The sequence below is a fragment of the Endozoicomonas sp. 4G genome, assembly GCF_023822025.1.
Classification (GTDB): domain Bacteria; phylum Pseudomonadota; class Gammaproteobacteria; order Pseudomonadales; family Endozoicomonadaceae; genus Endozoicomonas_A.
Map to the genome: position 1 here is coordinate 2,295,331 of NZ_CP082909.1, position 24,822 is coordinate 2,320,152.

Annotated in this window: 25 protein-coding genes; 11 read left to right on the forward strand and 14 right to left on the reverse strand. The window is 49.1% G+C overall.

The window, feature by feature from the left end; translation table 11 throughout:
• Positions 1-3: 3 nt before the first annotated feature.
• A complete protein-coding gene (locus tag K7B67_RS08965; protein ID WP_252180008.1) occupies positions 4-897 on the reverse strand; it encodes a COX aromatic rich motif-containing protein in 894 nt (297 codons plus the stop codon).
• Between the two features lie 200 nt (positions 898-1,097).
• Between K7B67_RS08965 and K7B67_RS08970 the strand changes: the two genes are divergently transcribed.
• A complete protein-coding gene (locus tag K7B67_RS08970; protein WP_252180009.1) occupies positions 1,098-1,514 on the forward strand; it encodes a hypothetical protein in 417 nt (138 codons plus the stop codon).
• Positions 1,515-1,564: 50 nt separating this feature from the next.
• On the opposite strand, the gene htpG is transcribed toward K7B67_RS08970, so the two are convergent.
• On the reverse strand, positions 1,565-3,478 hold the full coding sequence (gene htpG, locus K7B67_RS08975) for a molecular chaperone HtpG (protein ID WP_252180010.1): 1,914 nt from the start codon (positions 3,476-3,478) through the stop codon (positions 1,565-1,567).
• A 141-nt stretch (positions 3,479-3,619) separates the two neighbouring features.
• Positions 3,620-4,330, reverse strand: a complete 711-nt coding sequence (locus K7B67_RS08980; RefSeq protein ID WP_252180011.1) for a DUF599 family protein — start codon at positions 4,328-4,330, stop codon at positions 3,620-3,622.
• A gap of 199 nt (positions 4,331-4,529) precedes the next feature.
• On the opposite strand from K7B67_RS08980, the gene K7B67_RS08985 reads away from it, so the two are divergent.
• The gene (locus tag K7B67_RS08985; RefSeq protein ID WP_252180012.1) at positions 4,530-4,904 is read left to right on the forward strand and encodes a hypothetical protein; all 375 of its coding nucleotides are present in this window, start codon (positions 4,530-4,532) and stop codon (positions 4,902-4,904) included.
• A gap of 57 nt (positions 4,905-4,961) precedes the next feature.
• Positions 4,962-5,738, forward strand: coding sequence for a class II glutamine amidotransferase (locus tag K7B67_RS08990; protein WP_252180013.1), 777 nt, complete (start codon positions 4,962-4,964; stop codon positions 5,736-5,738).
• A gap of 21 nt (positions 5,739-5,759) precedes the next feature.
• Here the strand turns inward: K7B67_RS08990 and K7B67_RS08995 are convergent, their stop codons facing one another.
• From K7B67_RS08995 to K7B67_RS09015, 5 genes are all read right to left on the reverse strand, one after another.
• On the reverse strand, positions 5,760-6,815 hold the full coding sequence (locus K7B67_RS08995) for a potassium channel family protein (RefSeq protein WP_252180014.1): 1,056 nt from the start codon (positions 6,813-6,815) through the stop codon (positions 5,760-5,762).
• A gap of 16 nt (positions 6,816-6,831) precedes the next feature.
• Positions 6,832-7,281, reverse strand: coding sequence for an NfeD family protein (locus K7B67_RS09000; protein WP_252180015.1), 450 nt, complete (start codon positions 7,279-7,281; stop codon positions 6,832-6,834).
• A 17-nt stretch (positions 7,282-7,298) separates the two neighbouring features.
• Positions 7,299-8,213, reverse strand: coding sequence for an SPFH domain-containing protein (locus K7B67_RS09005; RefSeq protein ID WP_252180016.1), 915 nt, complete (start codon positions 8,211-8,213; stop codon positions 7,299-7,301).
• A gap of 199 nt (positions 8,214-8,412) precedes the next feature.
• Positions 8,413-8,886: a hypothetical protein gene (locus K7B67_RS09010; RefSeq protein WP_252180017.1), complete on the reverse strand. Its 474-nt coding sequence runs from the start codon at positions 8,884-8,886 to the stop codon at positions 8,413-8,415.
• Positions 8,887-9,780: 894 nt separating this feature from the next.
• Positions 9,781-10,251, reverse strand: coding sequence for a hypothetical protein (locus K7B67_RS09015; protein ID WP_252180018.1), 471 nt, complete (start codon positions 10,249-10,251; stop codon positions 9,781-9,783).
• 126 nt (positions 10,252-10,377) lie between these two features.
• Here K7B67_RS09015 and K7B67_RS09020 point away from each other — a divergent pair, with 126 nt between their 5' ends.
• Genes K7B67_RS09020 through K7B67_RS09030 form a run of 3 tightly spaced genes read left to right on the forward strand, consistent with a single transcriptional unit; the run spans position 10,378 to position 12,750 of the window.
• Positions 10,378-11,214 carry a MoxR family ATPase gene (locus tag K7B67_RS09020; RefSeq protein ID WP_252180554.1) on the forward strand — a complete coding sequence of 279 codons (837 nt, stop codon included), beginning with the start codon at positions 10,378-10,380 and terminating at the stop codon, positions 11,212-11,214.
• 9 nt (positions 11,215-11,223) lie between these two features.
• Complete coding sequence (locus K7B67_RS09025; protein ID WP_252180019.1) at positions 11,224-12,405, forward strand: VWA domain-containing protein; 1,182 nt, start codon at positions 11,224-11,226, stop codon at positions 12,403-12,405.
• Entirely contained in the window at positions 12,406-12,750 is a 345-nt protein-coding gene (locus tag K7B67_RS09030; protein ID WP_252180020.1) for an SH3 domain-containing protein, read from the forward strand.
• A gap of 4 nt (positions 12,751-12,754) precedes the next feature.
• On the opposite strand, the gene K7B67_RS09035 is transcribed toward K7B67_RS09030, so the two are convergent.
• From K7B67_RS09035 to K7B67_RS09045, 3 genes are all read right to left on the reverse strand, one after another.
• The gene (locus K7B67_RS09035) at positions 12,755-13,051 is read right to left on the reverse strand and encodes a 4a-hydroxytetrahydrobiopterin dehydratase (RefSeq protein ID WP_252180021.1); all 297 of its coding nucleotides are present in this window, start codon (positions 13,049-13,051) and stop codon (positions 12,755-12,757) included.
• Between the two features lie 274 nt (positions 13,052-13,325).
• Positions 13,326-13,724 (reverse strand): hypothetical protein, encoded by a 399-nt coding sequence (locus K7B67_RS09040; RefSeq protein ID WP_252180022.1) that lies wholly within the window; start codon positions 13,722-13,724, stop codon positions 13,326-13,328.
• Positions 13,725-13,991: 267 nt separating this feature from the next.
• Entirely contained in the window at positions 13,992-15,446 is a 1,455-nt protein-coding gene (locus tag K7B67_RS09045) for an aminoacyl-histidine dipeptidase (protein WP_252180023.1), read from the reverse strand.
• A gap of 158 nt (positions 15,447-15,604) precedes the next feature.
• Here K7B67_RS09045 and aat point away from each other — a divergent pair, with 158 nt between their 5' ends.
• From aat to infA, 3 genes are all read left to right on the forward strand, one after another.
• Positions 15,605-16,294, forward strand: a complete 690-nt coding sequence (gene aat, locus K7B67_RS09050; protein WP_252180024.1) for a leucyl/phenylalanyl-tRNA--protein transferase — start codon at positions 15,605-15,607, stop codon at positions 16,292-16,294.
• A 25-nt stretch (positions 16,295-16,319) separates the two neighbouring features.
• The gene (locus K7B67_RS09055) at positions 16,320-17,030 is read left to right on the forward strand and encodes an arginyltransferase (RefSeq protein WP_252180025.1); all 711 of its coding nucleotides are present in this window, start codon (positions 16,320-16,322) and stop codon (positions 17,028-17,030) included.
• A gap of 162 nt (positions 17,031-17,192) precedes the next feature.
• Positions 17,193-17,411 (forward strand): translation initiation factor IF-1, encoded by a 219-nt coding sequence (gene infA / locus K7B67_RS09060; protein ID WP_252180026.1) that lies wholly within the window; start codon positions 17,193-17,195, stop codon positions 17,409-17,411.
• A gap of 37 nt (positions 17,412-17,448) precedes the next feature.
• Here the strand turns inward: infA and clpA are convergent, their stop codons facing one another.
• The 3 genes from clpA to K7B67_RS09075 form a co-directional block, all read right to left on the reverse strand.
• Positions 17,449-19,749 (reverse strand): ATP-dependent Clp protease ATP-binding subunit ClpA, encoded by a 2,301-nt coding sequence (clpA, locus tag K7B67_RS09065; protein ID WP_252180027.1) that lies wholly within the window; start codon positions 19,747-19,749, stop codon positions 17,449-17,451.
• Positions 19,750-19,769: 20 nt separating this feature from the next.
• A complete protein-coding gene (gene clpS, locus K7B67_RS09070; protein WP_252180028.1) occupies positions 19,770-20,153 on the reverse strand; it encodes an ATP-dependent Clp protease adapter ClpS in 384 nt (127 codons plus the stop codon).
• Between the two features lie 284 nt (positions 20,154-20,437).
• On the reverse strand, positions 20,438-22,669 hold the full coding sequence (locus K7B67_RS09075) for an NADP-dependent isocitrate dehydrogenase (RefSeq protein ID WP_252180029.1): 2,232 nt from the start codon (positions 22,667-22,669) through the stop codon (positions 20,438-20,440).
• A 265-nt stretch (positions 22,670-22,934) separates the two neighbouring features.
• Here K7B67_RS09075 and mnmA point away from each other — a divergent pair, with 265 nt between their 5' ends.
• Entirely contained in the window at positions 22,935-24,083 is a 1,149-nt protein-coding gene (mnmA, locus tag K7B67_RS09080) for a tRNA 2-thiouridine(34) synthase MnmA (protein ID WP_252180030.1), read from the forward strand.
• Between the two features lie 92 nt (positions 24,084-24,175).
• Positions 24,176-24,787 carry a high frequency lysogenization protein HflD gene (gene hflD, locus K7B67_RS09085; RefSeq protein ID WP_252180031.1) on the forward strand — a complete coding sequence of 204 codons (612 nt, stop codon included), beginning with the start codon at positions 24,176-24,178 and terminating at the stop codon, positions 24,785-24,787.
• Positions 24,788-24,822: the final 35 nt, after the last annotated feature.

Consider the following 24,822-nt stretch of genomic DNA (forward strand, 5'->3'; position numbering starts at 1 on the left):
GGCTTACTCCAGACTTCGGGGTTTTTGCAGAGGTAAGGCACCGTTTGCGCCGGTGTATTTAGCAATGATTTGACTGAACAGCTCCGGTTCAACCCAGGAGTAATACTCAACCAGGTGTTTTTCCTCAGGTTTGATCAGCTCCTGATAACTGATCGAGTCCAGTCGTTTATTCGCTTTTTTGACCTTATCGAGCCATTGTTTAAAATCGCCTTCAGACAGCGATTGAACGTCAAACACCATATGGGGAAAGCCCCGACCACTGAACTGAGTATTTCTTCCAGAAAAACGACCAGGTTCATAGGCCTTGAGATTCAGGTGGGTGGTCATCCCGGCCATGGCATAAATCTGGCCACCCAGGGCAGGAATAATGAACGATGTCATAACGGTGTCTGAAGTAATTTCAATATTCAGGGTTCTGTCACTGGGAAAAGCCAGCTCATTGACCACCGCTACCTGCTGGTCTGGATAGATAAAAAGCCACTTCCAGTTCTGTGCCACTGCCTGAATCCTGAACGCTTTCTTATCACTGGCCAGGGGTTTGTAGGGATCCAGTCGGTAGGTGTAAATAACAACGAGAATACTTATTACAACGACAATGACCAGCGGGCCGACCCAGATAAACAGCTCAACGAAAACAGACTTGTGCCAGTCTGGCCGATAGCTCCCCTTACCCTTGGCTCGATAACGCCAGCATGACCAGAAAGTAATCAGGTAAACGGGTAGCAAGGTGAACAGCATGATGACTGTCGCCAGAAACATTAAATCCCGCTCGGTTTCGGCAACCGGTCCTTTTGGATAAAGAATGGGAGACGACTGCAAACTGCAGCCCGATATCAGAAGCAGCGCTAACAAAATAGTCAGCCATTTTGACAAATACACAGCACGGACGGACTTCATGTATGAATGCCACTGTCGATCAAAAAAACCGGTTCTAGCCTCAGTACAGCGTAGATCAAAACTGGAGACAATGGACTGAACTGGCAATAATTTTGTCAAGTTAGCCTTTTGTCTTATCGACTATAGTCGTGTACTACCCCCGGAGTTCTCTCACCTATTCTGAGTCATGCATCATTCAAACGACCAGGGAGGTATCGTTTATGAGAGTAGAAGGACAACAACCCTCAGGGAGAACGCATCAGTCTGAGACTAAGAACCCACAACAACCCGACAGGGGACATTTTCAGAATTGGGATGTCGAATTCACCCCCACCCTGGGCAGTCTGCTTAATCAACTGGCCGAGTTTTTAGAAGACGTGGCTCTAGAGTTTAAGCCCATCACTGAATACCTGTGTCAGGTACTCACCCTTAAGAACTTGATGAGAACCGCCAGTGATCTCAGGCACAAGTCAGAAAAGGCCAGCATTGATGTCAAACTGGAGTACACGGACTCAAGATCTGAGCGCATTAAATTGAAAGCGAGAAAAGAGTTGAATGAGTTAGAGCACCGTGTCAAAAAAGGCTGGTCAGACTTTAAGGACGACGTTAAGGCAGGATGGAATAAACGGGTCAAGTAACTGAACTGTTGGGAACTGGAACTTACATCAAGTTCCAGTTCCCACCGTTCTTAGGCTGACATTTCTAACAGCAGCTTGTTCAAACGCTGAACGTAGCTGGCAGGATCATCCAGCTGGCCACCTGCAGCCAGGTTAGCCTGATCAAAGACCACACGACACAGGTCAACGAAACGATCTTCGTCGGCTTCCTGATCCAGACGGGTAATCAAAGGATGCTCCGGGTTGATCTCAAAGATCGGTTTGGCTTCAGGCATGGCCTGACCGGCAGCTTCCATGATCTTGCGCATCTGGGCACCCATATCGTTCTCACCCACGACCAGACAGGCCGGTGAATCCGTTAGACGGTGCGTTACCCGAACTTCTTCAACCTGATCACCAAGGGCATCTTTGACGCGCTTGAGCAGGTCTTCCTTCTCTTTGGCGCTCTCTTCCAGGGCTTTCTTGTCGTCTTCATCGTCCAGCTGACCCAGATCCAGGTCACCGCGGGCGATGTCGGCAAACTGCTTGCCATCGAATTCGTTCAGATGAGACATCAGCCACTCATCAACACGATCGCTCAGCAACAGCACTTCGATGCCCTTCTTCCTGAACACTTCCAGGTGAGGGCTGTTAGCCGCCGCATTGTGGGTTTCAGCAGTGATGTAGTAGATCTTGTCCTGACCATCTTTCATGCGGGAAACATAGCCTTCCAGCGACTGATCCTGATCAGCGCCCTTGCTCTCGGTGGAAGCAAAACGCAGCAGTTTGGCGACCTTCTCACGGTTGGCAAAATCTTCGGCAGGACCTTCTTTCAGTACCTGACCAAACTCCTGCCAGAACTGTGCATACTGTTCCTCTTCCTTTTTGGCCATTTTTTCCAGCATGTCCAGAACACGCTTGGTCAATGCCGCTTTCATGCTGTCGACAGCAGGATCTTTCTGAAGGATTTCACGGGAGACGTTCAGGGACAGATCGTTAGAATCCACCACACCTTTGATAAAGCGCAGGTACATGGGCAGGAATTCATCGGCCTGATCCATAATGAAAACGCGCTGAACGTAGAGTTTCAGGCCTTTCTGCATATCGCGGTTATACAGATCGAAAGGCGCCTTGGCAGGAATGAACAGCAGGCTGTTGTATTCCAGCTTGCCTTCAACACGATTATGGCTCCACTTCATGGGATCGGCAAAGTCGTGGCTGATGTGTTTGTAGAACTCTTTGTACTCTTCGTCAGAAATATCGGAACGGGAACGGGTCCACAGCGCCTTGGCGGTATTCACTGTTTCCCACTCAAGCGCTTTGTCTTCCTGTTTTTCCTCTTCTTCTGAAGGCATATCCTGCTTGACCATCAGAATCGGCATGGAGATATGGTCAGAGTACTTGCGGATAATGTTACGCAGGCGCCAGCTGTCAGCAAACTCTTCGGCATCATCCTTCAAGTGCAGGGTGATGGCGGTGCCACGCTTTTCCCTGCTGATGCCTTCAACCGTGAATTCACCCGAACCATCGGACACCCAGCGAACGGCTTCATCAGCCGATACATCGGCTTTGCGGGTTTCAACAGTGACCTTGTCGGCAACGATAAAAGCAGAGTAAAAACCGACACCGAACTGGCCAATCAACTGGGAGTCTTTTTGCTGGTCACCGGTCAGCTGTTTCAGGAAGTCAGCGGTGCCGGACTTGGCGATGGTGCCCAGGTGAGCAATGACATCCTCACGGTTCATACCAATGCCGTTGTCAGCCAGGGTGATGGTTCTGGCTTCCTTGTCAAAATCAACACGGATATCCAGGTTGGGATCGCTTTCCAGCAGGCCATCCTTATGCAGTGCTTCAAAGCGCAGTTTGTCCGCAGCATCGGAAGCGTTGGAGATCAACTCCCGCAAAAAGATTTCACGGTTGGAATACAGGGAGTGGATCATGAGGTGAAGGAGTTGCTTGACCTCGGTTTGGAAACCCAGTGTTTCTTTTTTGGCTTCGACAGTCATTTGACCCTCTACATTGCTTTCTGGCAGAGGCCGCCGTTCAGAAGGTTCTTCTGAGCAGTCAGCCTGATTACAAATTACTTTGAAACTAATGTGGGGACAGGGTTTTGGATTTCAAGGCAGACTATTGGATTTTTTTAAACGCTATTCTTTGGTATCAACAGAGAGCGCATCAAGCACTTTGGAATGGAACTCCCGACGATACAGAATCACCACCACCGTGACCGTGCTGATTATGAAAAGGGACGGGTGAATAAACCAGGACAGTGTGGCCAGGGAAAAATAATAGGCTCGCAGACCATAGTTAAAGTGGTTGGCCGCCAGGGTCATGATATAACCCACCTTGTCTGCAAACTCTTTCTGCTCCAGTTTATTGCCACTGATATCCTGCATCAGGGGAGCACTGCCCATCAGCACACAGGTAAAGTTGTACAGCCTGAGGCTCCAGGTGAACTCAAAGAAGGTGTAGACAAAGATAATCAGCATCACCAATACCTTGAGTTCCCATAATTCACGGGTATTGGTTGTCACAAAAGGCATGCTGGACAAAACACCGACCGCCTCTTCTGATGCCGCGATGCCCGTAATCAGGCCCGCCATGACCAGAATACTGGTGGAAGCAAAGAAGCTGACCGATGCCCGAAGACTGGCCAGAAGACTGGCGTCAGCTATTCGATTGTCCCTGCCCAGCAACCGGTACATCCAGTCTCTTCTGTAGAGTGCCAGTACGCTGGCCAGACAGGAAGTCGCCTGCCCTTTTCGATAGGCAAAAAAGGTATATCCTGCCCAAAGTACGATCAGCGAGAGGAGTGCCAGCCAGTCAAACCAGGAGGCAATCCCAGATAGATTGGCCATAGTGTCCATCCTCTTGGGTTATTGTTGTGATTTGATTCCGCGATCTTCGACAAAGATCAAAATGCCGAAAACATGTGTTAAAGTGGCTCCAATTATTAACACCAGCATTAATATAGACAATTGTTTCAGTTTTTATCGACGGCACCTCAGGATCGACTACCTGAATTTTCTTTTCAATTACCTTCATTCAGGAGAAAGAATGACAAGTTCACATTTTATTCTGGGCTGGGCTGCCTACCTGGTCGGTGCAACGGGCTGTCTGGTCTCCCTGATCCTGATCACCAGAAGATTGTCCGTGCGCGTCAAACGGGCACTGCGTTTTGCAGCTGCGGCGCTGCTTTATACACCCTGGTGGTTAACCGCAGGTTCCGATCTGCTGTCTCCCGCGCTGTTCACTATGATGTATGATGGCATGACCCATGGCGTTGAAGCCATGACCAGGGCAGGACTGATCACTTTGATAACGGCTGGGGCAGCCCTTCTAATCGCCATTATCCTACCGGTAAAAGCCAAAAAAGCACCGGTGCCCTCTGGTCACCAGCAACCGCCCAAAAGGCAGGAACCCACCTGCTGATGTATTTTTGTAACCGGGACAACGAGTATCAGGAAACAATAAGAACGGACAGTTGAGATGTGTGAACTGCTGGGCATGAGCGCCAATACACCCACCGATATCTGCTTCAGCTTTAGCGGCTTGATGCAGAGAGGTGGACGCACCGGTCCCCATAGTGATGGCTGGGGGATCGTCTTTTATGAAGGGGCAGGTGTCCGTGAATTTCGCGACCCTCACCCCAGCTGCGATTCTGAAATAGCCAGACTGGTCAGGAATTATCCGATCAAGAGCGATATTGTCATCAGTCATATCCGCCAGGCCAATGCCGGGCGGGTGTCCCTGGAAAACACCCATCCTTTTACCCGGGAGTTCTGGGGGCGAAACTGGACTTTTGCCCATAATGGCCAGCTTAAAGGTATCAAGAAAGAGCCACTTTGCTATTACCGTCCAGTAGGCACCACGGATAGCGAGCATGCTTTCTGCTGGCTAATGTGCCAGCTCAGGAAACGCTTTCCCAAGCCCCCTGCCCGGGCTGCAACCCTGCACCGCTATATCTATAAACTGGCACTGGAATTAAGAGAGCTGGGGGTGTTCAACATGCTATTAACGGATTCAAAACACCTTTATTGCTTCTGCTCCACCAAATTAAGCTGGATCACCCGCAGGGCACCCTTTGAAAAAGCAACGCTGAAGGATGATTCATTAAGTGTTGATTTTAAAAAGGTGACAACAAAAAACGATATTGTCACCGTGGTGGCCACCGAACCTCTGACTACCAACGAGTCCTGGAACGTTATGAAGTCCGGAGAATTTATTGTATTCCAGAACGGTCAGGTTGATTATCATCAGGCGTAAAATGTTGGTCGGGGTAACTCACTATTCCTGAATATCGCACCAGCGAATTTCCCCGGTGCGAATTCTCTCTGCTGACATGTAATACACCAACTGGCCTGCGGTTACCCGCTGTTCACCATTGGGGTTAAGAACAAGGTCGTCGCCGGTGGCCGTTTCAGCCACGCCAAGGACAATGGCCTCGTGCTGTTTCTTCATAAATTCCAGCAATCGGCTGAAACGCACGCCGCCAAAGTCCTCAGGGACTTTAACGCTGTATTGTGTAGGGCCTATCAGCGTTGACAGTAACTGCCCCTGGATGCGTGAAGAACCAGGATCCTGGGCCGAGCGCACCAGCATTTCCATGGAAATACTGGTATGACACTCCACTTGCGGACAGTGAGACTGAAGCAGTTTGACCACATGCTCCTGTTCGAACCAGGCTACGATATGAGCGGATTTTGTCAGCGCTGCAACAGACAGGCAACTGGTCAGTGTCATGTCATCGGTGGCGCGGTAGATGATAACCCGGTCAGCATGGGTCACGCCTGCCCGAGTGAGTAGCTCCGCTTCGCAGAGCTTCTTGCCTTGAATAAACAACACCTGATCAGGAAAAGGGTTATCCATTTCTTCTGTAGCACAGAGCACCACCTGACGCTCTTTTCTGCGGGTATCCCCGAAAATCAGTTCGATCATTCTGGGCGTCCTTTCAGGATGCCAGCCCAAAATTACAATATGTCCAGTCAATGCTGAATAATCGCCTTTCCCCTTCATATTTCTCCTCCAGAACTCAACAAAAAATGAAGACAGTTTGCCAAGAAAACCGGCAAAAACCACGACACCGCCTGGCATGAGCAGAAATGAAGCGGTCAATTTTCCGCCGGTTGTCTGTGGACTGAAATCGCCATAACCCACTGTAGTCGCCGAAGTCACAAAAAAATAAAACCAGTTCTGTGGAGCCGCCAGCTCGGGCTCTCCGGCCAGAAACATTAACAACCAGCTGCCAAAAAATAACAGCAACAAAAGGGCAAGCAAAGCCAGCCAACTCAACTTCAACAGATTTTGATTAATAAAAAGCAGGGTTGTTTTTAGTAGTCCCAATACCTATCCTTCCTATTCAGCTATGTTTATCGATCAGAAGTATCATCCCTTCTGTACCTGTGACGATCACCGAGCAGCCTTTCTCAAGATCTCCGGACGCTTTGACGGACCAGAGAGTATCACCCACCCGGATCTTTCCCTGTCCGCCCGACAGGTCGTGTTCCAGAACCAGCACCCGACCGATCAATTGTGCAGAACGCTGATTCAGCTGAGGGTAATCACTTTTTTCATTCACCCGGCGGAAAAACTTCCAGTACGCCACCGTAAAGATCAGGCTGCCTACGGCAAACCAGACCAGCTGCCAGGCCCAACTGATTTCAGGCAGCAGCCACAGCAGCGCCGCCAATAAAAAAGCCGCTGCCGCACTGCCCAACAGGAAACCACCGGCACCCAGGGCTTCCAGTCCCAGGCACAGAAACGCAACAATCAGCCAGTGCCAGGGTTGTAAAGTATTTAGAAAATCCATTGTGCTTGCGAGTCCTGTCAGGGGGTTTTCTTCAAATCGTCCATCAGCTCTTTAATGCCCGCCAGGGAACCAATCACATTACCGGCTTCCAGTGGCATCATGATGGTCTTGCTGTTTTCCGCGGCCGCAACAGACTGTAATGCCTCCACGTATTTTTGGGCAACAAAATAATTGATGGCCCTGGCATCTCCGTTAGCAATAGCCTGAGAAACGACTTCTGTCGCTCTTGCTTCTGCTTCCGCCAGTCTTTCCCTGGCCTCAGCTTCTCTTTTGGCGGCTTCCAGCTCACCTTCTGCCTTTAGAATCTGAGCCTGTTTTTCACCTTCTGCCACTTTAATGGCTGCCTCCCGACTCCCTTCTGCTTCAAGGATCTGAGCCCTTTTCTCCCGCTCTGCTTTCATCTGCCGAGCCATAGATTCCACCAAGTCGTTTGGAGGCGCAATATCCCGAATCTCGATCCGAGTCACTTTCACGCCCCAGGGGCTGGTGGCTTCGTCCACCTTAACCAACAGCATATTGTTGATGCGGTCACGGTTGGACAACATCTCATCCAGTTCCATGGATCCCAGAACCGCACGGATGTTGGTCATCACCAGATTCTGCATGGCCCGATAAAGCTCATTAACCTCATAGGATGCACGAACGGCATCCTGCACCTGATAAAAACAAACGGCGTCTGTCGTTACCTGGGCATTATCAGAAGAGATAATCTCCTGTGAGGGTATATCAAGAACCTGCTCCATCATATTGATTTTTTTACCAATCCTGTCAACAACTGGCACGATGACGTGCAGACCGGGGGGCAGTGTTCGGGTGTATTTACCAAAACGTTCTACGGTGTAATGAAAGCCCTGTGGAATCATCCTGACACCGGTGCTAATCAGCACAGCAATCAGGACTACCAATGCAATAGCTGTAATCTCAAAACCCACTTAGTCACTCCTTCGTCTGAAAAGTAATATCAATCCAGCAGACAGTCTGACAGAAAAAAACCACAAGACAAACTTGATATGGGACTTGATATGGGAAGAGTTGTCGAATGCAGGTGATATAAACCGTGACGTTATTTTTACAGGCAGAAGACAATACGGGTTATTGCGTAGTTATGTCTGGTACTTGGTTGATGTCCCATTAATTACGACAGCTCACTTCTATGTAGAGAAGAGCCCCACCGAAGCTTTGATGCGACTGCATTTTTTTTCCGGCACCATGGTGTTTATTTGAGTAGGTCACATCACAGCTATGATCAGGGGCGTAGCGACGGAATTCAACGCTGTTATCTCCAATTAGAGGCATCTCTACATACCAGTCGAACATGTAGCGGTAATTATTTCCGTACAGACGCACATAGGTCTCAAATCCGTGAAACAACGAGTCGTTACACCCTACTGCTGTGACAGTTTGTTGAGAGAAGACAACAGATTTTCTTTTGTTTTCGATAAAGCCATGTGAGGGATCCCCCATATCCAGGAGCATGTCTTCATTGGTGTGGTTTTCTATCTTGAAAATCGCGACTACGCCTGCGTTATTACATTCGTGGGAAGCGTGCGCGTATGACAATCCAGCGAATACAGCGCAAATGATGAGGGTTGCCTTTACGTTCATAATGTTTATCCTCTCAGACTCTGCAATTGTTCCGCTGTCATTCCCGGAAATTGTTGTGTGTGCAACTAGCACTTGAACTGACGAGATTCTCACCCACAACGACCATTACACTAGAAGTATATCCATAACGATCATAGGGACACTGCAACATGTTGGTAGGATCATATTTAGTCTCAACCCAGGGATCACAGCGGGGACAGAACAAAAACCACGTAACGACAGCAGTCGCCTTTGGCGGGGTATCCCGGGATATGACGATATCCTGAGATCGCGGTTTATTGCCATAGGAACACTTTGTAAGTATTGTAGCCTTGTAATGGAGGCCAAGTTTGCTGATGTTTAAGTAATAGGGTGGCATCGAGTCAGTCGTTGGAGTATAAACCCCGTACATGCAATAGCTTCCCGACCCAGCCTTGAAAGAGTAGGACACGCTATGGTCGGAATCTTCGTTTCTTATAAAATAAATGAAATCATCCAGTGCATAAGCACTTGCGAATGCGAACGCAAGAACCACTGACCCCGCCAGACTGGAAACTAACTTCATACTCTTCACCTGCTGGGTAGCTGAAAGCGGTCAGGACATGAGGCCTCATACCCTGTTGTCGCTTGCATCGTCCCGAAAATTTTAACTCTGATGTACCGGCGGCTCAATTAACCTGAAATAATCTTTCTGTATATCAAAAACACTTTTAAGTTTCGACAAATGCACACTTTTATCCAAAGCAAAGGGTCAGAAGAATTGCCCTGCAATGCCCCCTGCTGATCAAGGACGAATCCGGAACCAGAAAAACCATGCTTGCCGAAGAATAAAGTGTGACGTTATTTTTACAGGCAGAAGACAATACAGGTTATTGCGTGGTTATGCATGGTACTTGGTTGTATCATCATGTGCCATTAATCATGACAGGTCACTTTTATCTTGAGAGCTTCACCATCGAAGCTTTGATACGCCTGCATTTTCTTGTAACTATGATGCTGACAGGAGTAGGTCACATCACAGCTATGATTAGGGGTGTAGCGATGGAAGTTAACGCCGTGATCTCCATAGAGAGGCATGTCTACATACCAGTCGAACATATAACGGTAATTATTTCCGTACAGACGCACATAGCTCTCAAATCCGGCAATCGGCGAGTCGCTACATCCTTTTACCTCGACAGTTTCTTGAGAGAACACGACAAATTTTCTTTTGCCGTCTTGGGTGACGCCATATGAGGGGTTTCCCATATCCAGTAGCATGTCCTCATTGGTGTGGTTTTGTATCTTGAAACTCACTACTATGTCTGCTTTAGAACAGACGTCAGCGTGCGCGCATGACAATCCAGCGAATGAAGCAAGGATGATGAGTGTTCTCTTTGCGTTCATAACGTTTATCCAGGCGGCTATAGTTGTAGCGGAATGTTAAGTATACTCGAGTTTAGGGTAAGCAGACTTCGAAAATTGCCACAAATAGCCGACAAAACTCTAACGCCAAGAAACCCGACTGTGATCATGAAATTCGATTCTACCGACAGCTATATCGCCACCAGCGAACTGAAAACCGCTGTGAATGCGGCCATTGCCCTGCAACGCCCTCTGCTGATCAAGGGCGAACCCGGAACCGGAAAAACCATGCTTGCCGAAGAAGTGGCAGAATCTTTGGGCAAACGATTGCTGCAGTGGAATGTCAAGTCCACCACCAAGGCTCAGCAGGGACTCTATGAATACGACGCCGTTTCAAGACTGCGAGACTCCCAGCTGGGTGATGAAAAAGTACACGACATCGGCAATTACATCGTCAAAGGCAAATTGTGGGAAGCCTTTGAAGCCGACGAGCAAATAGTTCTGCTGATTGATGAAATCGATAAAGCTGATATCGAGTTCCCCAACGATCTGCTTCAAGAATTGGATAAGATGGAGTTCTTTGTATACGAAACCCAAAAAACGGTTAAGGCCCGACAACGACCCATCGTGATCATCACCAGTAACAATGAAAAAGAACTACCGGACGCCTTTCTGAGACGCTGTTTCTTTCACTATATCCGCTTCCCCGATCCGGCCACCATGAAACAGATTGTCGATGTCCACTTCCCTGCCCTGAAGCAGGATCTGGTTTCCGAAGCTCTGCAAGTGTTCTTTGAATTAAGGGAGATCCCCGGCCTGAAGAAAAAACCTTCTACCTCTGAGCTGATTGACTGGCTGAAGCTACTGAACTCTGACGACATACCAGCCGACGTGCTGAGGAACAGAGACACCCGCAGCGCGATACCGCCACTCTGTGGTGCCCTGGTTAAAAACGAACAGGATGTTCAACTGCTGGAACGACTCGCCTTTATGACCCGTCGATAGGATGCACCGATGCTGATTAACTTCTTCGATACAGTTCGCGCCTTTGGTATCCCAGCCAGCACCCGGGAATATCTTGACCTGCTCAGGGCTATGGAAGGTCATGTGATCTTTGCGGATAACGAAGCATTCTATCAACTGTCCAGGGCCATACTGGTCAAGGACGAACGTTACTACGATCGTTTTGATAAAGCCTGTAAGGCTTTTTTCGACGGCATCGAGAGCATTGATGACCTGCTTGAAGCCACTTTACCGGAAGAGTGGCTCAGAAAGGAATTTATCAACCAACTCAGCGAAGAAGAGCAGGAAAGGCTCAAGGCCCTTGGCAGCCTCGAAGCATTAATGGAGACACTGAAAAAGCGTCTGCAGGAACAGAAGAAACGCCATGCCGGAGGCAATAAATGGATTGGCACCGGTGGCACATCCCCCTTTGGCGCCTACGGCAACAATCCAATGGGGGTTCGCATTGGTCAACAGGAGAGCAGAAACCAGCGCGCCACCAAGGTCTGGGATAAGCGGGAATTCCAGAACCTCGACGACGATGAAAGACTGGGCAGTCGCAATATGAAAATGGCACTGCGCAGGCTCAGAAAGTTCGCACGACAAGGGACTCCTGACCAGCTGGACCTTGATGACACCATTCGCTCCACAGCCAATAAAGGGTTGCTGGATATTAAGATGGTTCCGCAAAGGCGCAATTCAGTCAAAGTACTGCTTTTTATGGACATCGGTGGCTCCATGGATGCTCATATCAAAGTCTGTGAAACGCTGTTTTCCTGTGCCCGCTCCGAATTCAAATATATGGAGTTTTTCTACTTTCATAACTATCTCTACGAAAGTGTCTGGAAAAACAACCTCCGTCGACACAATGACAAGACCGAAACCTGGGACATCATTCACCGCTTTGGCAAAGACTACAAAGTGATTTTTGTTGGCGATGCCCAGATGTCCCCCTACGAAGTCACCTCTCCGGGTGGTAGTGTTGAACATTGGAATGATGAACCGGGGCACAGCTGGATGCAGCGTGTTCTGGATCATTTTGACAACAGCATCTGGTTAAATCCCATCAACAAAGACAGCTGGCCTTTCACCCACTCTACCAAGATCATCCATGAACAGTTCGAGGGCAGAATGTTCCCTCTGACAGTAAAGGGTCTGGAAGAAGGCATGAAAGCACTGTCCACAAAAAGCTGAATGATGAAAACAGTCAAGGTTATAGAAGATTATCAAGCCTGCTATCCGGATCCAGTGACGTTTAGTGAAGGTGACCGCTTAATGTTGGGGAAAAGTGATGATGAGTTTCCCGGGTGGATCTGGGTCACGGCGACATGCGGCAAAGAAGGCTGGGCACCTCTGCCCCTGATAAGACGTTTGAGCCAGAATCAGGGAACAGCCATTGAAGATTACACCGCCAGAGAACTCAGTGTCAGCGTGGGTGAAGATTTAAAAATCCTGCGTGAAATTAACGCCTGGGCCTGGGTAGAAAACCGGCAAAAACACATGGGCTGGGTGCCTGTGTCGAAATTCGTTGAAGGTTGATCAGTCACAACTGGATATCACCCGATATCTCCCTGGCCTGCAAAAGCTCGAACAATCGATCCGTTTCCTGAGCGAGATGTCGATCCCTGGCCAGGACACCTGAGCCTTCATCAGACTCATGAGTTCCCCAGGCAACGGTTACCTTGCCCCACTCAATAACCATTCTTGGATGATGTATGTAGGATTCCGCCAGTCCCGCTACTGCATTCAGAAAACAGAGGGACTTTGAATACTTTTTGAAGGTATAGGATTTCTCAAGGTGATCAATGCCTTCGTACTGACACAACGTCCAGTGACTCATAAATTATCCTCTTGGTGGTTTATTGCTCTATTGAGCACTAACGGCCAAAAAACACGGTAATGGTGCTAGCGGAATTTATACAGACAACCGTGGAAGGATAAACGAATTCCGGGCTTTGATCGAACCCCTAAGAAAGAAATAACAACTGGATGCCTGAATATGGCAATCAGCAAGGGCTATACAGTATATGTCTGTTCAAGACATAACTGCCTGATGGCGTGAGCCTCATATCCATACGCTGCACAGCCTGCTGCAACCTATAAGAGCTTTTCTATCAGCCCTCTACACTTTCTTCCTGCTCAACCTTGTCAGCCTGAAGCTGTTCCAGCTCCTGCTTGCTGGCATTAAGCTGCTGAGTCAGCTGCTTCTGCTTGGTTTTCAGAGTCCCGTTCTCTGAAGTCAGAGTCCGGTTCTGCTCCTGCAGACGCTTGATCTGCTTCTTCATACGATCAGGGTTGCTAGCTCGCAGCGTTTTCAGCTCGTTATCAGCGCTCTTGACCTGCTTGTTCAGCTTTTCAGCTTTCTGTTCAGCCGCATCGAGACGTGACTTCAGTTGAGTCACTTCTTTATCGTGCTGATCAGTGATTTCAAGGAGAGCTTGCAGGCGCTGTTGCTCAATAACGTCCAGTTCTTCATTTTTAAAGAAACGGCCTCCCGCGCTCAGGGTACCCATATTAATTACCTACCTCCGGAAAGAGTTTGAACTGATGATAATAGGAAAAAGCCCTTGCCAGCGCAGGGCATCCACACATGTATGGGGAATGTTTGATAATGAGATCAATTGTTCTTCATTCAATGGCTGGCAAAAGCAGACTGACTTTAGACGGAGGCAAGTCTATTACACTTACCCCACATAGGAAAGCGTAATTTACACAATTTTTTGCCATGCTGCCAGTTTATTTGTGCATTCTGGCAGCACTATTAGTCAATCATTGGTCAATCAGGCTTCAGGAACAGCTGCCAGCGTTGCCACCAGGTAGTTCCAGAAATTTTCAACCGCCGGAATATGGACTTTTTCATCCGGTGAATGGGGGAACCGTATGGTTGGGCCAAAGGAGATCATGTCCCAGTTTGGATAAGCACTGCCCAGCAAGCCACACTCAAGGCCCGCATGAATCACTTTGATCTCAGGCTGGTAACCGAACAGCTGCTCATGAATGCCTGTCATGGTTTTCAAAATAGCCGACTCGGTATTGGGCTTCCACCCGGGGTAAGCCCCCTGCTTACTGACCTCAGCCCCCATCAACCGATACAAACCGGCAATGCTCTCGGCATGTTCTTCCCTGGCACTGTCAATCAGACTTCGCACCATATTTTCAACGCTAATCTGACCCTCTTTGACCTTGATAATGGCCAGATTATTGGACGTTTCCACCACCCCTTCCACACTCAGACTCATTCGGTGGACGCCATTTGGAGAGACATGCAGGGTATTCAGCAACTGACTCTGTTCCGCCCGGGTCATGGCCTTCTGAACAGGTTCTGATGCTGCCATAACAAGACTCAGATCGGGCTCTACTTCCGCCAGCTCTGCGCGGAATATGTTCAGGTGCTCATCAACGATACGTGCTGCCTCTTCGCGGCGATCTGAAGGAATAGCCACCTGAACAAAGGCCTCCCTCGGGATGGCATTCCTGAGTGTACCACCGGAGTATTCTGCCACTCGAACATCCACTTCAGACAAGGCTTTCAACAGCCTCACCATCAGCTTGTTGGCATTGCCCCGCTGCAGTTTGATATCAACCCCAGAGTGACCGCCTTTCAAGCCTTTCAGGGAAAGGCTGAAGCCGCTGTATCCTTCTTCCAGAAACTCTTGCTGATAGCCATGAGAAACAGAGACATCGACACCACCGGCACAGCCAACATAGAGTTCTCCTTCATCTTCGGAGTCCATGTTCAGCATGATTTCACCTTTCAGCAAACCGGGCTTAAGGCCATGCGCACCGGTCATACCACTCTCTTCATCAATGGTGAACAGAGCTTCAATGGGACCGTGAGGAATCTCCGTCGACTCAAGCACAGCCATCGCTGCTACCACACCGATACCATTATCCGCTCCGAGAGTGGTTCCCTCGGCAGTCACCCATTCACCATCAACGTACGCCTTGATAGGATCTTTGGTAAAATCATGGTTCGTATCTGCGTTTTTCTGGGGCACCATGTCCAGATGACTCTGGAGCACGACGCCAAGGCGATTTTCCATTCCTCTGGTAGCTGGCTTGCGGATGATCACGTTGCCGACTTCATCGACAAGCGTTTCCAGCCCAAGGTTCTCGCCAAACGCCTTTACGTATTCACGCACGGCATCTTCATGTTTGGAGGGGCGAGGAATCTTGCAAAGCGCCTGAAAGTGTCGCCAAATAGGTTGAGGGGATAATTCAACAAGCTGGGTCACAGCTATCTCCTGTTGATATGGGGGGAGGAGTTTATGAACATAGTCTCTGGGAGAGCTCACGCCCAGTGGTGAATACACCAACCAGAGTCCGAGATTGCCGAACCCATTAACAATACAACCGAAACCTTAATCTACTTTTTCTGCTGATTACCCAGATAATGCGCAAAACCATTTCTCTACTTGATCCACATAAGCCTCAATTCCCAGCCATCCATGAGGCGCTGGATTACCCTAACGGCCTATTGGCCATGGGAGGCAACCTTGCCCCTGAAACCCTTGCTGATGCCTATAAGAGAGGTATATTCCCATGGTTCAACGAAGGCGAACCTATTCTCTGGTGGTCTCCCAACCCGAGAATGGTGCTTTACCCGGATCAACTTCACATCAGCCGCTCAATGAAACGGTTTCTGAAAAAGCACTCTTATCGAGTCAGTTTTGATGAAGCTTTCAGCGAGGTCATGACGGCCTGCTCATCTCCTCGAAGCAACCAGGAAGGCACGTGGATCATTGACGAGATGAAAGCAGCTTACACAGCACTGTTTAAACAGGGTCTAGCTCATTCAGTGGAAGTCTGGTCTGACCATAAACTGGTGGGCGGACTGTATGGCGTGGCGATTGATAAGGTTTTCTTTGGCGAATCCATGTTCAGCTTCGAAACCAACACGTCAAAACTTGCAATGATTATGCTGTGCAAAGAACTACTGAACAGAGACTTCCATCTGATCGACTGCCAGATACACAGCCCCCACCTTGAGTCCCTGGGCGCAAGAATGATCAGTCGGGACGCATTTCTCAAAGCATTGAAAGACGGTTGCCGAACACCTGCAACCAGTGCACACTGGAAGTAGACAGGGCAATGGATGGCCGAAGCTGATGAGCGCACTAAAAAACCTTAAATTCTATGCAACCCAGCCACATAACTGCAGCTACCTGGAAGACAGGCAGGCCATAACACTATTTATGGATCCCGACAAAGATTTGGATCCGGCACTCTACCGGGATCTGGCCGACATCGGGTTTCGAAGAAGTGGTCAACACGTCTACAAACCTCAGTGCCTGGGCTGCAATGCCTGCATCCCGGCCAGGGTCGTCGCCAACCTGTTCGAACCTAAACGTAAGCACAAAAAGCTGTTCAGAAAAAACCAGGATATTGTAGTAACACGATCCGAAGCCGAATATGACGATGAAACCTACCAGCTCTATAAAAAATACATCTCCATACAGCACCGTGATGGCGACATGTATCCCCCCTCAATGGAACAGTTCCAATCTTTTCTGGTAGGTTGCCCTGAGTTCAGTTGCTACTACAAATTCTGGCTGGACGAAAAGCTGGTGGCGGTTGCCGTCACAGACGAGCTGTCCAATGGACTCTCTGCTATTTATACCTTTTATGACCCCGAAATCAGCCAGACCAGAAGCCTGGGCAGTTACTGCATTCTCTGGCAGATAGAAGAAACCAAAAAGTTAGGACTTAAGTACCTTCATTTGGGCTATTGGATCAAGGACTGCAAAAAAATGAGTTACAAGATTCAATACCGCCCTCTGGAAGTCTATGTTAACAATCACTGGGTTACCCTGAAGTAGCCGGGCGAATTTACCTGATTGACATCCTTGCCCACCTGATTCGGTGGGGGTATTACGAGAACATTCGATAAAAGCGGGTTCACTTTGCTTTAAAATTGGTTTTCAGGCAGAATGCTGCCAGATTTATTCAGCCAACGTTCCACTCCTGAGGTCAAACTTTAAATGGCGAAAGAAGAAAGTCTTGAAATGGAAGGCACTGTCATCGACACCCTGCCTAACACCATGTTCCGTGTAGAACTGGAAAACGGCCACGTCGTGACCGCTCATATTTCAGGCAAAATGCGTAAAAACTATATCCGCATTCTGACCGGCGACAAGGTCAAAGTTGAACTGACACCTTATGACCTGACCAAAGGCCGTATTACCTATCGCTCTCGCTGACAGGGGCTCCTTTGCCCCTGTCCCCCTCTGGCATTTTTCAGCCCTGCTCACCATCCACCGCTTCAAGATCTGAAGTCAGGCTTTTGGCAGGCTCGAATTTCAGGAACAGCTCTCCTTTCTTGACCGTCACACGAACAAAACCGCCGTTCTCAGACAGCTTGCCAAAGAGAATCTGTTCCGCCAGGGGCTTTTTGAGATGCTCCTGGATAACACGCCCCATCGGACGAGCCCCCATCATACGATCATAGCCTTTTTCTGCCAGCCACTCTTGAGCCTTATCATCAACATCAATCTGAACCCTTCTCTCATCCAGTTGCGCCTGAAGTTCGGTAAGAAACTTATCGACAACATGCTTGATGGTATCTTCAGACAGTGACTCAAAGGGAATAATAGAATCAAGACGGTTCCTGAATTCCGGTGTAAAGGTTTTCTTGATGGCCTCCATGCCATCTGTCGTATGGTCCTGCTCAGTGAAACCAATAGAACTGCGAGTCATGGTTTCAGCACCGGCATTGGTGGTCATGATCAGTATGACGTTTCTAAAGTCAGCTTTACGACCATTGTTGTCTGTAAGGGTGCCATGGTCCATTACCTGCAACAGCAGGTTGAACACATCCGGATGCCCTTTCTCAATTTCATCCAGCAACAGGACACAATGAGGAGTCTTGTTGATCGCTTCGGTCAAAAGACCGCCCTGGTCATACCCGACATAACCAGGAGGAGCACCAATCAGTCTTGATACGGTATGAGCTTCCATATACTCGGACATATCAAAACGAACCAGCTCAACACCCATGGACTTGGCCAGCTGACGACACACTTCTGTTTTACCGACACCTGTCGGCCCTGAGAACAGGAAAGCGCCTACTGGCTTATCCGGTGCTTTCAAACCAGCGCGTGACAGCTTAATCGCTGTTGAAAGAGAAACAATGGCTGCATCCTGACCGAAAACCACCATTTTGAGATTTCTTTCAAGTTTGGAGAGCAACTCTTTGTCGGATGAAGAGACAGACTTGGGAGGAATCCGGGCAATCTTGGCAACAATGCTTTCAACATCACCCACTTCGATGATTTTTTTGCGCTCTTTTTCTGGCAGCAGTCGCTGATAAGCGCCTGCCTCATCAATAACATCAATCGCTTTGTCAGGCATGTGACGATCGTTGATATAGCGATTGGCTAACTCTGCTGCGGCCTTCAGGGCATCATCCTTGTATTCAATGGTGTGATGCTCTTCAAAGCGGCTTTTGAGTCCGCGAAGAATATCGATGGTATCGTCAACGCTTGGCTCAGTGATATCAACTTTCTGGAAGCGGCGAGCCAGGGCACGATCCTTTTCGAAAATACCACGAAACTCCTGAAACGTCGTTGAGCCGATGCAACGAAGATCGCCGGAGGTCAGTAGCGGCTTTAACAGGTTGGAAGCATCCATAACACCACCGGATGCTGCACCGGCACCGATAATGGTATGAATCTCATCAATGAAAAGAATGGCGTTATCCAGTTTTTTAAGTTCGCTCAGTAACTTTTTGAACCGCTTCTCAAAGTCACCGCGGTACTTGGTGCCAGCCAGCAACGAACCGAGATCCAGGGAGTACACCACTGCTTCGGAGAGCACCTCAGGCACCTCCCCATCCACTATTCTTTTTGCCAGCCCTTCAGCCACGGCGGTTTTACCAACACCTGCCTCACCCACCAGCAGAGGGTTATTCTTACGACGGCGAGTTAATATCTGGGATACCCGCTCAACTTCTTCTGCCCGACCCACCAACGGATCAATCTTACCTATGCGGGCCTGCTCATTAAGATTGGTGGCGTAATCCTTCAGTGGATCTTTACCGGCAGCATCAGAGTCAGTGGTTTCCTCCATGATTTCACCACCCAGCTCTTCCAGCTCATTGCCCGGCAGTTTGGAAATACCGTGAGCGATATAATTCACTACATCTATGCGGGCAACATCTTGCTGCTTGAGAAAGTAGACGGCCTGACTCTCCTGTTCACTGAAAATTGCGACCAGAACATTGGCGCCGGTGACTTCTTTTTTTCCTGAACTTTGTACATGAAAAACAGCACGCTGCAGAACTCTCTGAAAACCAAGGGTAGGTTGAGTTTCACGCTCTGTATCGTTGGCAGGTATTAACGGGGTTGTTGAATCAACAAAGTCGATCAGCTCCTTGCGCAGCTTTTCGGTTTCCACGCCACAAGCAGCTAATACCCGGGCGGCGGATTCATTATCAAGCAGTGCCAGAAGCAGATGCTCCACGGTCATGAATTCATGCCGTTTGCTTCTTACGTCACGGAAAGCACTGTTAAGAGTCAGTTCGAGGTCTTTATTGAGCATATGATATTACCCTGAGAACACTAATCGGCTTTAATTGTTTTGCACAACAGGGGATGCTGGAATTCTCTGGAGTACTCGTTAACTTGCTGGGCTTTGGTTTCAGCTACGTCCTTGCTGAATATTCCACATACTGCTTTGCCTTGCGTATGAACCATCAGCATGACCTGTGTTGCTTGCTCAGTACCCATGCTGAAAAATTTCTCCAGGACCTCAACCACAAAATCCATCGGTGTAAAATCATCATTCAAGAGCAGTACCTGATACATAGCGGGCGGTTTAACTCTGGCTTTAGCTGGTGCCAGGGCGACATCATGATCGCCTTCCTGCTCTGTCCTTTCATTCTCTAAGCTTAGACGAAGCCACTTGAAATTACTCATGTAGTGATGAACTGCTATCTGCTGCATTGCACTCGCTTCCAGGTGAATTTACAGCTGAATCAACCAGGCTCTGGACCGCCATAACCAGGTGTCGACTGACGTACAAACGTCAAAAGCACAACGCCCTGATTACCATTCTAAACACGTGGAGAGCAAAGAAAAACCATTTACGTCAATCGTCACTTCAAAAGCTGTTAATTTCATAAATAGCATCGACTGATAATCAACATATAAAAGTAAAAGAACCAGAAAAAATGACCACAGGAAAAATACCTGCAGCCATTTTTGCTGGATAACAAGAAGGTCTGAAGTTAAATCAGGCTATCAATAGCCTCATTAAACGTCGTACTTGGACGCATGACTGCTGCTGCTTTAGAGGGATTCGGCTCATAGTAGCCACCTAACCCAGCAGTGCCACCCTGACAATCTGTCAGCTCAGAAATAATTTGCTCTTCTTTCTCAACCAACGTTTCTGCCAGACCGGCAAACTTGCTGCTGAGCTGCTGGTCCGCTGCCTGAGCCACCAAAGCTTCTGCCCAGAACTGAGCGAGGTAAAAATGACTGCCTCGGTTGTCCAGCTCTTTTACTCTACGGGAAGGAGATTTGTTGGCATCCAGGTATTTGCCAATGGCAGCGTTTAAAGTGTCTGCCAGAACCTGAGCCGCGGTATTTCCGGTCTTAACCGCAATATCTTCAAGCGATACAGCGATGGCCAGGAATTCACCCAAAGAATCCCAGCGCAAGTGGTTCTCTTTAACAAGCTGCTGAACATGCTTGGGGGCAGAACCACCAGCACCGGTCTCGAACAAACCACCACCGGCCAGCAGAGGTACGATAGACAACATTTTGGCGCTGGTGCCCAGTTCCAGAATCGGGAACAAGTCAGTCAGGTAATCACGCAGAACATTGCCCGTTACGGAAATGGCATCTTTACCCGCCTGAATGGTTTCCATGCTTAGACGACAGGCGTCTACTGGAGACAGAATACGGATATCCAGGCCTTCAGTATCATGAAACTTCAGGTACTCGTTAACCTTGGCAATCAGGTTGGCATCGTGAGCACGATTTTCGTCCAGCCAGAACAGAGTAAGGGCACCGGTTGCCCGGGCACGGTTCACCGCCAGCTTCACCCAGTCGCGAATCGGTGCGTCTTTGGTCTGGCACATTCTCCAGATATCACCTTCTTCAACGGGGTGCTCAAACACCGTGCTGCCGGACTCTTCTACAACACGGATGATGCCGCTTGCGGGTGCCTTGAACGTTTTATCATGAGAGCCGTACTCTTCAGCTTTCTGAGCCATCAGACCCACGTTAGCAACATTGCCCATGGTAGTAACATCAAAAGCACCGTGCTGCTTGCAAAAATCGATGACTTCCTGATAAATAGCTGCATAACAACGATCAGGAATCATGGCTTTGGTATCATGCAACTTGCCATCCGGCCCCCACATCTGGCCAGAAGAGCGCAAGGCGGCGGGCATGGAAGCATCGATGATGATGTCGTTCGGCACGTGCAGATTAGTGATCCCCTGATCGGAATCCACCATCGCCAGCTCAGGACGAGCCTTGTAAACAGCCTGGATATCTGCCTTTATTTCTTCTTGCTGCTCAGCAGGCAGTTTGGCAATTTTGGCGTAAACATCACCCAGACCATTGTCCGGATCAACGCCCAGCTCGGCGAACACAGAAGCGTGCTTCTCAAACACCTCTTTAAAGAAGACCGTCACTGCATGACCAAACATGATCGGGTCGGAAACCTTCATCATGGTGGCCTTCAGGTGCAGCGACAGCAGAACATTTTGTTCTTTGGCTTCTTGGGCAGAGGTTTCATAGAACGCCCTCAAAGCCTTCACATTCATGACCGCACTGTCAATGACCTCACCGGCCAGCAGACTGGTGTTTTGCTTCAGCACAGTCACCGATCCGTCCCTGCCAACAAACTCGATTCTTACATCCGTTGCTTCAGGCATGACAGCTGACTGCTCACTGGCATAGAAGTCACCGCTGCGCATATGTGCAACGTGGGATTTGGAATCGGCAGTCCAGGCCCCCATGGAGTGAGGATTCTTTCTGGCATACTCTTTGACAGGAGTGGCAACACGGCGATCAGAATTACCCTCACGGAGAACCGGGTTCACCGCACTGCCCAGCACCTTGGCGTAGCGAGCCTTGATCACCTCTTCTTCAGCATTTTCGGGTTCTACGGGAAAATCAGGAATATCATAACCATGCTCCTGAAGCTCTTTGATCGCATCGGTCAGCTGGGGAATGGAAGCACTGATATTAGGCAGCTTGATAATATTTGCTTCAGGTGTCTTAGCCAGTTCACCCAGCTCAGTCAGAGCGTCATTCTGTTTTTGTTCAGCGCTCAGCTTCTCGGGGAAATTAGCAATGATTCGACCAGCCAGTGAAATATCCCTGGTTTCAACAGCTACACCCGCGGCCTGGGTAAAAGCCTGCAGGATTGGCAGCAGAGAGTAGGTGGCTAAGGCAGGAGCTTCATCGGTAATGGTGTAAATAATTTTGGTTGTATCTGTTGTCATATTCTCTCCAAAAAAACAACTGGCTGTGGTGTCTCGGAGGGGTTTAAGTGGAGTTTGACGACCACTGTTATCACGTTTAAGCACAGCCCCATAACGCTTTTGGCGTTGTGGCCTATAAGATATACCAATGTGCGTAAGGAATAAATGTAGTTTTTCGTCACCATCCTCTGTTTGAGTACCGTAGTCCTACTTACTAAAAAGTCTATAGAAGTGACATCGCCAGACAGGTACAATGCCCGATCCCTGATTCAGCGATACGGTAACCATGACGGATTCTTCTGCATTTTTTTCTGATAAAAACCCTCAGGACATCCGTGTCATCGTGGGTATGTCCGGCGGTGTAGACTCCTCGGTATCTGCGCTTCTGCTCAAGCAGCAGGGCTATCAGGTGGAAGGTCTGTTCATGAAAAACTGGGAAGAAGATGACGGTACTGAATACTGTACCGCCATGACTGATCTCGAAGATGCCCAGGCTGTTTGCGACAAAATTGGCATTAAACTCCATAAAGCCAATTTTGCTGCCGAATACTGGGACAATGTCTTTGAGCACTTCCTGCAGGAATACAAGGCCGGACGCACTCCCAACCCCGACATTCTCTGCAATAAAGAAATCAAGTTCAAAGCGTTTCTGGATTATGCCCAGGTACTGGCAGCTGACTATATCGCCATGGGGCATTACGCCCGCAGAGATTACGTTAATGATCAGGCCTGCCTGAAAAAGGGTCTTGACCCCAACAAAGATCAAAGCTATTTCCTGCATCAGGTCGGCGCCGCACAACTGGCCAAAACATTGTTCCCCGTAGGGGAAATAGAAAAACCTGAGGTTCGGCGTATTGCCGAAGCACACAACCTGATCACCCATAACAAAAAAGACAGCACCGGTATCTGCTTTATTGGTGAACGTCGTTTCCGGGATTTCCTGAAACAGTACCTTCCAGCTCAACCGGGTGCCATTGTCACCGTTCAGGGTGAAACTATTGGTGAGCATTCCGGCCTGATGTACCATACCATCGGCCAGAGACAGGGGCTTGGTATTGGTGGTTTGAAAGGCGCCTCAGAATCTCCCTGGTATGTTGTTGAGAAAGACCTTAACAACAACCAGCTGGTGGTAGCCCAGGGCAACAATCATCCTATGTTGTTTTCCCAGGCCCTGACGGCTTCTGAACTATTCTGGATCTCTGGCTCGGCGCCCGAACTGCCTGCCAGGCTGACCGCCAAGATCCGCTATCGGCAGCAGGATCAGGCCTGCCATCTTAAGCAAACGGTAGACGGAAGGTATCTGGTACTATTTGAAGAGCCTCAGAGAGCCGTCACCCCGGGGCAGTCTGTGGTTTTCTACCAAAATGACATTTGTCTGGGCGGCGGCGTTATTGAAACCAGACACCACTCCCTGAGCGATGTCGATCTGCAATGAGCTGTTGACCCGCTCGCTGACACCCAACTCTCCACATCCGGGAGCAGAATCTTCCGGATAGAGAAAGCACGCATTAAGGTAGAGAAACTCAGGTGCAATACACAGTAAAGGAACAGGCAGCGGCCCTCTCAGCTATTTTCCAGGCTGCTGGTCTTGTAGAACGACTGGCCAAAAGCGGACAAATCAGCGAAGAACCACTGGAGCCACTGATCGGCAGTCTGTTTGCCACCTCTCCAGACAGTGTTGAAGAGGTCTTCAATGGCTACCATAACCTCCTGACCGGCAGAAAAATTCTAAAAGATGTCCTGCAACGGCAGGCCAACGCCATCCAGGCCGACACCGTTCGCTACGCCCTGACCCTGATTCACCTTGAACGCAAACTTTCCCGCAACCGCACTATGTTGGGGGAAATCTCCCAGCGTCTGCAACGCTGCAAGGAGCAGGCAGACCATTTTGGCATTGTTCATGAAAATGTGGTTGCCAGCCTTGCCAGTATTTACCTGGACACCATCAGTACATTTAAGACAAGAGTGCAAGTTTCGGGGGATCTCCGGCACCTGCAAAATCCGGGCAATGCTGACAAGATACGCGCAATCTTGTTTGCCGGAATACGCGCAGCCATTCTCTGGCGCCAGACAGGGGGCAGTCGCTGGCAGCTATTACTCAATCGTAAAAAACTGCTGGATGGCCTGAGCCAGCTGTAAATCGATTCATACCCCCCTGCATCCTTAGCAGTTTT

Coding starts and splice junctions, on each gene's coding strand:
- K7B67_RS08965 (WP_252180008.1), bottom strand. CDS start 897: ATGAAGTCCGTCCGTGCTGTGTATTTGTCAAAATGGCTGACTATTTTG.
- K7B67_RS08970 (WP_252180009.1), top strand. CDS start 1,098: ATGAGAGTAGAAGGACAACAACCCTCAGGGAGAACGCATCAGTCTGAG.
- htpG (WP_252180010.1), bottom strand. CDS start 3,478: ATGACTGTCGAAGCCAAAAAAGAAACACTGGGTTTCCAAACCGAGGTC.
- K7B67_RS08980 (WP_252180011.1), bottom strand. CDS start 4,330: ATGGCCAATCTATCTGGGATTGCCTCCTGGTTTGACTGGCTGGCACTC.
- K7B67_RS08985 (WP_252180012.1), top strand. CDS start 4,530: ATGACAAGTTCACATTTTATTCTGGGCTGGGCTGCCTACCTGGTCGGT.
- K7B67_RS08990 (WP_252180013.1), top strand. CDS start 4,962: ATGTGTGAACTGCTGGGCATGAGCGCCAATACACCCACCGATATCTGC.
- K7B67_RS09000 (WP_252180015.1), bottom strand. CDS start 7,281: ATGGATTTTCTAAATACTTTACAACCCTGGCACTGGCTGATTGTTGCG.
- K7B67_RS09010 (WP_252180017.1), bottom strand. CDS start 8,886: ATGAACGTAAAGGCAACCCTCATCATTTGCGCTGTATTCGCTGGATTG.
- K7B67_RS09015 (WP_252180018.1), bottom strand. CDS start 10,251: ATGAACGCAAAGAGAACACTCATCATCCTTGCTTCATTCGCTGGATTG.
- K7B67_RS09020 (WP_252180554.1), top strand. CDS start 10,378: ATGAAATTCGATTCTACCGACAGCTATATCGCCACCAGCGAACTGAAA.
- K7B67_RS09025 (WP_252180019.1), top strand. CDS start 11,224: ATGCTGATTAACTTCTTCGATACAGTTCGCGCCTTTGGTATCCCAGCC.
- K7B67_RS09030 (WP_252180020.1), top strand. CDS start 12,406: ATGATGAAAACAGTCAAGGTTATAGAAGATTATCAAGCCTGCTATCCG.
- K7B67_RS09035 (WP_252180021.1), bottom strand. CDS start 13,051: ATGAGTCACTGGACGTTGTGTCAGTACGAAGGCATTGATCACCTTGAG.
- K7B67_RS09040 (WP_252180022.1), bottom strand. CDS start 13,724: ATGGGTACCCTGAGCGCGGGAGGCCGTTTCTTTAAAAATGAAGAACTG.
- aat (WP_252180024.1), top strand. CDS start 15,605: ATGCGCAAAACCATTTCTCTACTTGATCCACATAAGCCTCAATTCCCA.
- K7B67_RS09055 (WP_252180025.1), top strand. CDS start 16,320: ATGAGCGCACTAAAAAACCTTAAATTCTATGCAACCCAGCCACATAAC.
- infA (WP_252180026.1), top strand. CDS start 17,193: ATGGCGAAAGAAGAAAGTCTTGAAATGGAAGGCACTGTCATCGACACC.
- clpA (WP_252180027.1), bottom strand. CDS start 19,749: ATGCTCAATAAAGACCTCGAACTGACTCTTAACAGTGCTTTCCGTGAC.
- clpS (WP_252180028.1), bottom strand. CDS start 20,153: ATGCAGCAGATAGCAGTTCATCACTACATGAGTAATTTCAAGTGGCTT.
- K7B67_RS09075 (WP_252180029.1), bottom strand. CDS start 22,669: ATGACAACAGATACAACCAAAATTATTTACACCATTACCGATGAAGCT.
- mnmA (WP_252180030.1), top strand. CDS start 22,935: ATGACGGATTCTTCTGCATTTTTTTCTGATAAAAACCCTCAGGACATC.